The organism is Streptomyces morookaense (assembly GCF_013030945.1).
Lineage (GTDB): Bacteria > Actinomycetota > Actinomycetes > Streptomycetales > Streptomycetaceae > Streptomyces > Streptomyces morookaensis.
In genome coordinates, this window is sequence record NZ_JABBXF010000038.1 from 1 (window position 1) to 10,309 (window position 10,309).

Here is a 10,309-nt window from a genome sequence, read left to right on the forward strand (position 1 = left end):
GTGGGCGGGCAGGCCGTTGACCTGTATTTTCGCAGGTCAGCGGTGGTGTGGTTGGTAGTTGACCTTGGCGGGCTCCGACGGTCTGTGGTGACCTCTGGCGGGACTGATGCTGACCAAATGCTGACTTAGCTGACTGGCCGTCAGGTGCTCTGATGCGTTGCTGGGCCAGGGAACAGTACCGAGATCGGGGGTGGGCGCGGGAGCGTCGGCAGGTCCTGATGCTGAGGGCGAAGGAACGGGGATACCTTCCTGCGCGTGCGCTTCCTGGTCGGGAAGTACAGCAACGGCCCCCGACACAGTGGGCGTATTGATTCACTCGGCCTTGATGAGAACGCCGCACCTGTGATCACTGAGGACAAGCGGAATAGGGATGTAGCCCGTCGGAATCGCTGGGGCGATCGCCCGTGACAAGGGCCCGAAACGGTACCGGGCCGTGGAGCCGCGGACCGCGCCTGGAATCGGGCCCGACACCCCAAGTCGTGTCTGCTGGCCGACAGCCACCCCCGCGCGACATCGTGGCCGGGAGACTCGCGGACGACTGGACATCCGAGCAGGTATACGGCAGGTCAGCTATACGACCTGGACGCCGGCGGTCGGTCAGTGGTGACACCTCTGCCGCGTCGTTGCGCTGGAGGCTGGCCTGGCCTCGCGCACACAATCAGATTGCGAGTCGGCACGCTGCTGGAAACAATCTTGCCTCCGTCGGCCGTTGAGGCAGTCGGAGGCAAGAAGGGGTTGGCGTGTCGAGCCTGAAGTTGTTCAACGTCGGGCCGGGCAGTGTGGTGGAGATTCCTGCGCGGTCGGTGGAGCGCGAGCGAAGCCTGCAGGGGCTGGTCGAGCGGCACATGGAAACGTTCCTCGGCGTGCGGTTCCTGGCGAGCGAGTACAGCACGGGCCCGCGGCACGGGGGCCGTATCGACTCCCTTGGGTTCGACGAGAACGGGGCTCCCGTGATCGTCGAATGCAAGCGTGGTCAGGATGCGGGTGTGATCAACCAGGGGCTCTTCTATCTGTCGTGGTTGATCGACCACAAGGCCGAGTTCCAGCACCTGGTCCGCGAGCGGCTCGGGGCAGCTGCTGCGGCCCAGGTGCTGTGGAGCGATCCGAGGCTGATCTGCATCGCTGAGGAATTCACCCGCTACGACGCCCACGCCATCGGGGAGATCCCGCGCATGAGTGGGCTGCTGCAGCAGCTGACGAAGAGGATCCTCGAGTCCGCTCTCGAGGGTGAGATCACTGACCACCTCGGCCACGAGAAGCATGAGAAGGCCACGGACGGAAATACCCGTAACGGCACCCGTTACAAGGCCGTCATCACCGAGGTCGGGCCGGTCGCCATCGACGTTCCGCGCGATCGCGAGGGCAGCTTCGAGCCACAGATGGTGAAGGAGCGTCAGCACCGGCTGACTGGCGTCGACGAAATGGTGCTGTCCCTCTCCGCCCGCGGGCCAGGGGGGTGTCGTTCAGCGGATCTGTCCTTTTGATGCTGGTTCAGATAGACCGCAGGGATGGGCAGTTTGGAGACCGGTGTGGAACGAGGGCAAGCGCGACTTCCGGGTGGCCATGAGATGCCGAGTCTCTGATCGCCATGACGTGACCGTGTCTGCCCGTTCAACTTCGCCCGGCCCAGCCGGCCTGGGTCAGCGCGTTGCTGCCTGCCTACCGAGCCCGAGAAACATCCATGTCTGCTGGACTGTCTCGCAGCGGTGCCCGATCCGCGCCGGGCCAAGGACCGCCGCCATCCCTTGCGTTGAACCCGGGGACGAGGGAGCGGTCAGCTGGGCGCCGGAACGTCCCAGGTCCAGCGGATGCCGAAGCGGGCCGGTCCGGTGTCCAGGGCGAGCGCGTGAACGCAGCCTGTGCTGTCAGGGATGAGCCGGCGGACGGTGCCGGGCTGTCCGTCGGCGGGCTCGGTGAACTCCTCGCAGATGGCGGGCAGGGCGGCGGGGTGGAAGGCCGCTTCCAGGAGGTACTCGCGGGTGGTCATCCGCAGCGTGCGGCCGCAGCTGCCCCAGGAGCCGACCGGCCGGGGCTCCCGGTGCACCATCTCGTACTCCATGATCAAGGTCTCCCCGCGGCGCAGCGGATGACTGAACAGCAGCTCGGCGGCGAGCACCCCGGACTCTTCGTCCACCGCGGTTTTCCCAAGCCGGCAGTTGCGCAGCCCGCGCGGTCGGGGCAGTCCGCAGCCCGGTTCGTCCTCGTAGAAGAGGGTCACCCAGCGGTCCGGGCCGTCCCGGTCGGCGCGCATCACCTGCCTGTTCCACACCCGTAGTTGGCTACGGTCCGCACCGTACTCATAGCGGTCGTGTTGGCTGATGCGGATCAGGTGCGGGTCGCCGCTGGTGTTCAACCCGGCGAGCAGCGCGGCGACTCTTTCCGCCCCCGGCTTGAGCGCGCCGATCGGCAGCATCCGGGACTCCCGGCTGCCCCTGCCACGCGCGCGGGGTCGCCCCAGCAGCCCGCTCAGGGCTCCGGTCGGTAGCCGCAGTACCTCCTCCAGGTTGTCCAACGCCGCGAGTGAGCAGGGTCGTTCGGGTTGGGTGCGGCCCAACTGCCAGGAACTGAGTGTGGCCACGCTGATGGGGGTGCCGCGCAGTGTCAGTCGGTACCGGATGCGTTCCAGACCCAGGCCGCTCGACCGGACCGCGGCCCGTAGCGCATCCGCGAATGTCACCGAGCCATCGCCGGATGCCGGCAGGGAAGTTGGCGCCACGTTCCAAACCTGTCGCCGTCGGCGCCGACCTGTCAAGGGCACCGTTCGGCGTGCTGCGGCACCCCTGATTTCGGTCTGCTGCGGCATCTCCTGAACCAGGAAAGCCCGCGCTTCCGTGCGCCCAAACGGTCCTTCTACGCTCGGAGTCGAGAACGCGGCGGCCGCCGTTCCGCAACCTCCCTTCTCCTGCCTGGAGGCAAAGGAATGAGACGCATCTCCCTTTGGCGCCGGTGGCGATGGGCGGCACCGGCCGCGGCCGCCCTGGCCTTGACCATTGCCCTCATCACACCCGCTGGCGCGGCCCCCGCTCCCCCCACCTCCTCCGTCATCGGTGGCTCTGACGCCGAAATCCGGGACTTCCCGTGGATGGTGGCGGTCTCCTACGCGCCGTCCATCGGGGACCAGTACTCGGGCATGTTCTGCGGCGGAACCCTGGTCGCCCCGCGCAAGGTGGTCACGGCCGCGCACTGCGCCAAGGGCTTGAAACCAGGGGAACTGAAGGCCGTCCTCGGCCGTGGCGACCTGGCCGACCACGCCAGCGGTCGGGTGCTCGACGTCAGCGCCGTGTGGATCCACCCCGGGTACTACGACGTGTGGAACGGCAATGATGTCGCCGTGCTGACCCTTACCGAGGACGCCGGTGCTCCCGTCCTCCCGGTCGGCACATCCGACGACGACCTGTACCGGGCGGGCACCCCGGGCACCCTACTCGGCTGGGGGCTCACCGGCGACCACGCCCCGCGCATCACCCACCTCCAGCGGGGCAGGGTGGCGGTGAGCGAGGACCATCTGTGTGATGTGGAGTATCCCGATTTCGATCCGGAGACCATGGTCTGTGCCGGTTCGCCGACCACCCGGCAGTGCAAGGGCGACAGTGGCGGCCCCCTGGTGATCAATGGCAGGCTGGCCGGCATCGTCTCCTTCGGCCGGGAACCGTGCACCCCGGTGAAACTGCCCGGCGTCCTGGTGCGCGTGGCCAAGTACGCCGACGACATCCGGCGTCAGATCGACAACTGACGCAACGGCGCCGCCCCCAGGGCGGCGCCGTTCAGGGGATCGGTCCGGTTTGATCACGTGATGCCGTGGGTGGCCAGTGGTCGGGTGGTGTCTCGGCCGTGCTTGCGCAGGCCGGCGGCGATGTTGTTGCAGCCGGTGAGGCGCAGGGCGCCGATGGCCAGGTTGCGCAGTGCCGCCATGGCTCGGGGCGCGGTTTCGGTCCGCACGCGCGAGGCGTCCGCGGCGAAGGTGGTGTCGCGCACGTGGTGGATTTTGTTCTCGATGCCCGAGTGTTCGCGCACGCGGTGCGCGATCTCGGGAGCGTCGGCTTGCTGCGCTGTCAGGTCGGTGACCGCGTAAACGTGTTCCAGGGTGACCTTGCCTGCGGTGACGGTCCGGCGGCGGCGCACGATCTGCACGGCTTGGGTGGCGTAGGGGAAGGCGAGGCCACGGGCGACGGCGGCGGTCTTGACGCGGCGGATCTCGTCGCGGGCCGTGTGCCGGAAGACGGTGATTTCGTTGGTCTTGCCGTCTACCTCGCGCTGGGCGGTGACCGGGCCGGTTCCGGTCATAGCGGCGAGGAGGAGGACATGGGTACCGTCGGCGCGGCGGGCGCCGCGCACGGTCTTGCCGTCCACGGCCAGTGAGCGGCGGGGCCGCGCGGCAGCATCCTGGTCGGGTGTCGGGCGGTCGGGGTCGCGGGCGGCGAGCCAAGCACCGATCGCGCTGTCGAGGGCGTCGCCGTCGACGCGCTGCAGGACTCGGCGCACGGTGGCCTCGGCCTGCGCGGTAGGACCGGGGCCCGGACCAGGAACGGGTCCCCGGGCTCATGACGGAGCTCGTGGACTGGCTGGACGAAGGCGACCTCGACAGCCACGTCCTGATCCGGTCCTCCATGGCGCACCTGAACCTGGTGAAGATCCACCCCTGGTCCGATGGCAACGGCCGGATGTCCCGCTCGTTGCAGACCCTGCTCATCGCGCGCGGCGGCGTCCTGGCCCCGAGTTCTCCTCGATCGAGGAATGGCTCGGGATGCCGGGTAACACCTGGGAGTACTACAAGGTCCTGCGCGAGGTCGGCGGACCCGTCCGGTCACCCGAGCGCGACACCCTGCCGTGGATCAAGTTCAACCTCCTCGCCTACCACCAGCAGGCCCAGCGCGTGCAGCGCCGCGTCGACCGCTCCAACGAGTGCTGGATGCAGCTGATGGACGCCGCCGAGGCCGGCGGGATCACCGAGCGGCAGGTGACCGCCCTGCACGAGGTGGCCATGACGGGCCGGGTCCGGCGCTCGCGCTACGAGAAGGCCGAAGCGCTGAACACGCAGCAGGCGACACGGGACATGCAGGCTCTGACTCGTGCAGGACTGCTGACCGCGGTCGGGCAGGCCAAGGGCCGCTACTACGTGGCCGGACCTGCGTTCCCGGAGGAAGTCCTGGCCACTGCTCGACGGCCGCACACCATCGCCGATCCCTACGCCGCATAACGAACTCGTCGGATCCACCAGCTGTCCACGGACATCGCCGCGTGGCTCGTCCGCTCTCAATCACAGCGAGCCACTGTCACCGCCTGCTTTTGTGCGAGGTGCCACGGAACTGTGGGGGTGGAACTGACCGGTTCGCGTGTCGGCTTGCTCGCCTGGACGGGGCCTGGCGGTCTGGCTCAGGTAGTACGGCGGGCGGCGTCGGTCTGCTCACGCAGGATGTCACTGTGGCCAGCATGGCGAGCGAATTCCTGGATCATGAGCAGGTAGATCCATCGCAGGCTGACGGTGCCGAAGGCAGGGTGTCCTCGGGTGGCGTTGAGGTCGATGTCCGCGGCGATCGTTCGTGCGCGGTTGCTGGCGCGCTCGAATTCGGCGATCACGTCGGCGACAGTTTCGTGGTCGCTGACCACGAAACTGGCCTCGCCCGCCATCTCGCCGTCGCATTCGGATTCCGGTAAACCTCCCAAGATGTGCTGGAACCATTTCCTTTCTGCGAACGCGGCGTGTTTGATCAGTCCGATCGGCGTCGTGAGGGACGGGACGAGACGGCGGCGGGACTCTGCTTCAGATAGGCCGCGCACCGTGTTGATCAGTTCGGCCCGGGTGTGGTCAAGCATGTATTCGAGCATCTGACGCTCGGGGTATTCGGTGATACGAGTCGGGATGTTCATGCCCTGAGTTTCCTTTCCTGGACAGCGTGAGAGTGCACGGTTCCGTCGGCTGGGCTGTCGGTGTTCCGGCCGAACGGCCGCATCGAGGCGATGTTGCACAGCTTCGGCGTGGCGGCGGGTGACGCCGGGTCCAGCGAGCCAACCAGCAGGCGTCGATGATCTTGCTTGCGTGTTAGCGGGCCGAGTCGATCGGCTCGGTGTCGGACACGAATCGTATGTCGGCCGGGGCCCTGACCGAGAGGGATGTCGTAGACGACCAGCATCTGGGCCACCGAGACGACGAGACCGGCTTCTCTCCGAACTTTGCGTCCGGGCTGCCGCAGAGGTCCCGCGGGCTCAACTCTCCCACGCGGCCGCCATCCTGGCCGCGCAGGAGGAGGGTGCGACGCAGAGCGATCTGCATGACGCGATCGCGGAGGCCATCGCGGACACCTATTTCCGTCAAGCCGGTGGTGGTCGCGCGGGTCTGGAGGTGAAATTCGCGGACGTGGAGTGGTTGAACATCGCGTTTTAGCAGCGCTCAATTCAGGCGTGCGGTGGACTTGTCTGACCGGCCCGCAGAACCGCATTCCCCGGCGGGCCCTCATTTTTGCATCCGAGCTGAAAGCGAGTCCTGATGAACACGTCCGACAGGTGGCGGTCGCGCCGCGTCCCCGAGGCCCGCGGCCGCGCCGGCGCCGATCGACTACGCGAAGGTCGGCCGGTCCTCGGTGCGGCGCCGCGCGCGGGGCATGATGCACAGTGAGGCGGTGGCGGCGCTCGGAGAGGCGGAACTGCATGCTAGCCCCATGCGACTGTTCGCGGCTGTGGTCCCGTCCACCCCGGCGATCGCCGAACTGGCGGCGGAGGTGGGTCAGCTGCGCGCCGCCCTGCCCGAGCGCGACCGTGGCCGCCTGCGCTGGACCGAGCCGGCCCTGTGGCACTTCACCCTCGCCTTCCTCGGCGAGGTCGACGAGTCCCTGCTGCCGGAGCTCGGCGAGCGCCTGGCCCGCGCCGCCCACCGGCACCCGGTGCACGAGCTGCGCTTCGCCGGCGGCGGCCGCTTCGGCGACCGCGTCCTGTGGGTCGGCGTGACCGGCTCGCTCGAGACCCTAGGCGGCTTGGCCCACTCCACCCGCGCCGGCGCCCGGCGGGCCGGAGTGAACATGACCGACAGCAAACCCTTCCACCCCCACCTAACCCTGGCCCGCGCCGCGGGCCACGTGAACCTGCGCCCGTACGCGGAGGAGCTCGCCGAGTTCCGGGGCCGCAAGTGGTGGGTCGAGCGCGTGGACCTCGTCCGCAGCCACCTGCCCGCCTCCGGCGTGGCCGGCGAGCGCCCCCGCTACGAGATCGTGGCCTCCTGGCCCCTGGGCACCCGGCGGGCCGGGTGACCGGTCCGGTTACGCTCGAGGGGTGGGCCCAAGACCAGGAACCGGATCATCACCGGTGCGCTCGCCCTGACGTTCGTCGTCGTCGCCGTGGTGTCGGCAGTGAAGTAGACGGCGGCGCGACGGACCGCCGCCGTCACCGTCACTGTTCCCAGGTGGCCTGCGCGTCGCGCCGCGTCACCCACTTCACGGTCTTCGGCGCCCCCGTCCCCGCGTCCGCGACGTAGACGGCACAGCCCTCGACGCTCTGGCCCGGCCCGGTTTTCTCGAAGCCGTCGGCGCCCTCGCACTTGTCGAAGCCCCTGTAGCGCAGCGGATCGCGCCAGTCGCCGGTGGGATCGAAGCTCCCCATGATCGTCAGGTGGGTCAGCTCCTTGTCCCCGTCGGACACCACGAAGTTCGTGCCCGAGCTGCCCTTTCCGCTCTCGGTCCGGGTGAGCTTGTAGTAGAGGTAGTACGGCGTCTTGCCGGCGTACTTCGCCGAGTCCTTCAGCACGTTGAGGTCACTGCTGCTGCCCCTGTCGATCCGCTCGACGGCCACGCTGAGCGGCCCCTTGTCGTACGAGTCGACGGTGACCGCCTCCCCGAAGGCCGCGTGCTTCTCCGACGAGCCCGAACAACCCGCCAGCGTGATCACTGCGACGGCCGCGGCGGCGGCAACGGCTCGATTGCGCATGGCTGCTCCCTTACCTGTGGTGGCGCTGTCGCCTGAAGACGAACGTGGCGACGAGGACGCAGACGGCCGCCACGTACGGCAGCCACCCGTGGTAGTCGCGACCCCCGCCGCCGGGGGACGCGGCCGGTGCCGTGCGCCGGGCCGTCGCCGGGCCCTTGGCGCCCGGGGGCGTGTTGTCCCCGCCCAGCCACACGTGCGCGTCCTGCGCCCCGGCCAGTGCCGTCTGCGCGGACAGGGCGGTCTCCCGCGGCATCTCCGTCCACTGCCCGCGGAACGCGTCGGCGGCGTCCACCTTGCCGAGGGTGACGTTCGCGAAGTCGACGCCGCCGAAGATGTAGGTCCTGGTGGTGATGTAGTCGCCGTCGCGTGTGGTGCGCTCGACGTGGAACTCGCCCTCGCGGAACGAGCGGACGTACGCGTCGAAGGTGTCCTTCGGCTTCCAGTCGGTGCGGGTGACCCAGCGGGTGATGTCACCGCGGTCGACGAGCGATCCGTAGGTGGTCGCCGAACTCCGGGAGCGTTCGCGGTACCACTCGGCGGCGACCCGGCTGAGGTAGACCCGCCGGAGGGCGGCGTACTCGGGGGCATGGTTCACCGCCTTCTCGATCTCGGGGAGGACCAGCCGGCGGAACACCGCCTCGTTCCGTGCCTCGGTGCCCTTGTCGCGCTCCTCGCACGAGGCCGCGCCGCGCGCGCTGCCGAAGTACTGCGACTCCGCCTTGACCGTGAGGGGGGCGTCCAGGATGTACAGCTGGCCGTCCTTCTCGTGGACGCCGGCCCGCCCGGGCACGATCCAGGTACGGAAGGACATGCACCGCCCGGACATCTGTTCCCAGAATCGCCGGCCGAGGTCGCCGTCCGGATGGATCAGCCTGGCCGTCGTCTTCTTCAGCTGGAGATCGGCCTGCAGCAGGACGCGGCCGACATCGGTACGGCCGAGGGCGGAGTCGACGACGCGGTCGGGCTCGTTGGGGTTGAGGTTGACCCAGAAGGTGGAGGCGGGCAGCGACAGCCACACGAAGAAGGCGTCGGACGACTCGCGCGCCGCCTTCACGCCCGTCGCCGGGTCCTTGCCGTCCCCGGAGCCGCCCGGGGCGGCGTTGAAGGAGTACTTCAAACCCTTCCCGCCGGGATCGGCGAGGTGGCGCAGCTCGAGCGTGGAGAAATCGATGCCTCCGGGCACGGAGCCCGGGTGGGCGAGGGCCTTGACCAGGCCGCTGCCGCGGGACGAGGTCCCCTCGCCCTCACCGCAGGGAGGCCCGGCAGCCTGCGGCAGGCGGAGGCCGACCGTGAACGCGGCGTGGTGGGCGGTGTGCCCGGGGCAGTCGGGCGGGGGAGCTCCAAACACGCCGTTCGTCTCGCCTGCGTACCGGGCCTCGTCCGCCTTCTCCTGCGCGTACCGGTCGCGGGCCCGCGGTAGGTCCTTGGCGAGGTCCCCCTGGGCCTGCCGCGCCCTTTCGTCCTTGATCGCCTCGTACTCCGCCTCGATCTTCTTCAGCTCGGCGGTTCTCTTCGCAGCGTCGGTGATCTTATTGGCTGCCGCCATCCGCTGGTTCTGCTGGGCGACCTCCTCGTCCGTGAGGTCGTAGTCGTAGGCGTGGAAGCGCCGGGCCTCGGAGGAGGTCTTCTCCCGGCAGTCCTGGCAGTACAAGCGGTCCGAAGCCCAGGTCAGCTCCTTCAGCGGGGCCTTCGCCGTCCGCAGCTTCGCCAGCTCGCCCAGAATGTGCGTCTCCGAATGGAGCCCGGGCTTGTACTCCCACTTGCTCCCCGATTCCCGGAAGCTCAGGCCGCCGACCAGCAGGAGCCTGTCCAGCTTTCCCTTGCGCGCGAGTTCGGCCTCCTGCGCGGGCAGGTAGTTCCTGAGGTCGTACGCGTCGACCTCCCAGGCGATGACGGGCGGAGCGCCGGGAGCAGGACCCTTCAGCAGCTTGTTGAGCGTGCCGTCGTCCAGTCCGCTGGGATCGACAAGGACGAAGGCCGCGTTGACGAACGGGCTCAGGGCGTCATTGCCCTTCCCCGCCAGGCCGAGTCGGTGCCGGACCTCGTAGAGCCTGAGCATCAGGTCGTCCTCGGCATAGGGGAGCCGGCCGCTCTCCGGTATGTCTTGTGCGGCGACGTGCTGCGCTTCGGCCGAGGCCGCCGGGGCCGCCACCGCAAGGGAACCGGTGCCCGGTGCCGGGAGCGCGAGGGCGAGGACGGCGGCGACTGCGCTTGCCGCGAGGCCGTGACGGAGCCGGTGCCGCCGGGCCGCGTTTGTGTGGTGCGCCATGCTGGTTCACCGTAGGCATGACGATGAAATCGCGGTGACCGGCTCTCGGCCGGGCTTCGGCCGTGCCTTCGGTCATGCTGGAGGGATGGCCAGCCTTATCTAGTGCCGTGACCGCATAGGTTCACC

Annotated in this window: 8 protein-coding genes and 2 pseudogenes; 5 read left to right on the forward strand and 5 right to left on the reverse strand. The window is 69.0% G+C overall.

The window, feature by feature from the left end:
• Positions 1-1,118: 1,118 nt before the first annotated feature.
• A pseudogene (locus tag HG542_RS17745) lies at positions 1,119-1,448 on the forward strand (transposase); the annotation flags it as partial.
• Between the two features lie 326 nt (positions 1,449-1,774).
• On the opposite strand, the gene HG542_RS17750 reads toward HG542_RS17745, so the two are convergent.
• Positions 1,775-2,413: a hypothetical protein gene (locus HG542_RS17750; RefSeq protein ID WP_229922437.1), complete on the reverse strand. Its 639-nt coding sequence runs from the start codon at positions 2,411-2,413 to the stop codon at positions 1,775-1,777.
• Between the two features lie 507 nt (positions 2,414-2,920).
• Between HG542_RS17750 and HG542_RS17755 the strand changes: the two genes are divergently transcribed.
• On the forward strand, positions 2,921-3,733 hold the full coding sequence (locus HG542_RS17755) for a S1 family peptidase (protein WP_171082593.1): 813 nt from the start codon (positions 2,921-2,923) through the stop codon (positions 3,731-3,733).
• Positions 3,734-3,786: 53 nt separating this feature from the next.
• Here the strand turns inward: HG542_RS17755 and HG542_RS17760 are convergent, their stop codons facing one another.
• Positions 3,787-4,482, reverse strand: coding sequence for a transposase (locus tag HG542_RS17760; protein ID WP_176606669.1), 696 nt, complete (start codon positions 4,480-4,482; stop codon positions 3,787-3,789).
• A gap of 59 nt (positions 4,483-4,541) precedes the next feature.
• Between HG542_RS17760 and HG542_RS35165 the strand changes: the two are divergent.
• Both HG542_RS35165 and HG542_RS17765 read left to right on the forward strand, forming a co-directional pair.
• Positions 4,542-4,625 (forward strand): annotated as a pseudogene (locus HG542_RS35165) (hypothetical protein); the annotation flags it as partial.
• Positions 4,626-4,744: 119 nt separating this feature from the next.
• Positions 4,745-5,197: a Fic family protein gene (locus HG542_RS17765; RefSeq protein ID WP_229922439.1), complete on the forward strand. Its 453-nt coding sequence runs from the start codon at positions 4,745-4,747 to the stop codon at positions 5,195-5,197.
• A gap of 176 nt (positions 5,198-5,373) precedes the next feature.
• Here HG542_RS17765 and HG542_RS17770 read toward each other — a convergent pair whose 3' ends face one another.
• Positions 5,374-5,868, reverse strand: coding sequence for a DinB family protein (locus tag HG542_RS17770; protein WP_171082595.1), 495 nt, complete (start codon positions 5,866-5,868; stop codon positions 5,374-5,376).
• Between the two features lie 788 nt (positions 5,869-6,656).
• Between HG542_RS17770 and thpR the strand changes: the two genes are divergently transcribed.
• Positions 6,657-7,241, forward strand: a complete 585-nt coding sequence (gene thpR / locus HG542_RS17775; RefSeq protein ID WP_171082597.1) for an RNA 2',3'-cyclic phosphodiesterase — start codon at positions 6,657-6,659, stop codon at positions 7,239-7,241.
• 139 nt (positions 7,242-7,380) lie between these two features.
• Here the strand turns inward: thpR and HG542_RS17780 are convergent, their stop codons facing one another.
• The gene (locus HG542_RS17780; protein ID WP_171082598.1) at positions 7,381-7,914 is read right to left on the reverse strand and encodes a hypothetical protein; all 534 of its coding nucleotides are present in this window, start codon (positions 7,912-7,914) and stop codon (positions 7,381-7,383) included.
• A 10-nt stretch (positions 7,915-7,924) separates the two neighbouring features.
• Entirely contained in the window at positions 7,925-10,183 is a 2,259-nt protein-coding gene (locus tag HG542_RS17785; RefSeq protein ID WP_171082601.1) for a hypothetical protein, read from the reverse strand.
• Positions 10,184-10,309 lie beyond the last annotated feature (126 nt).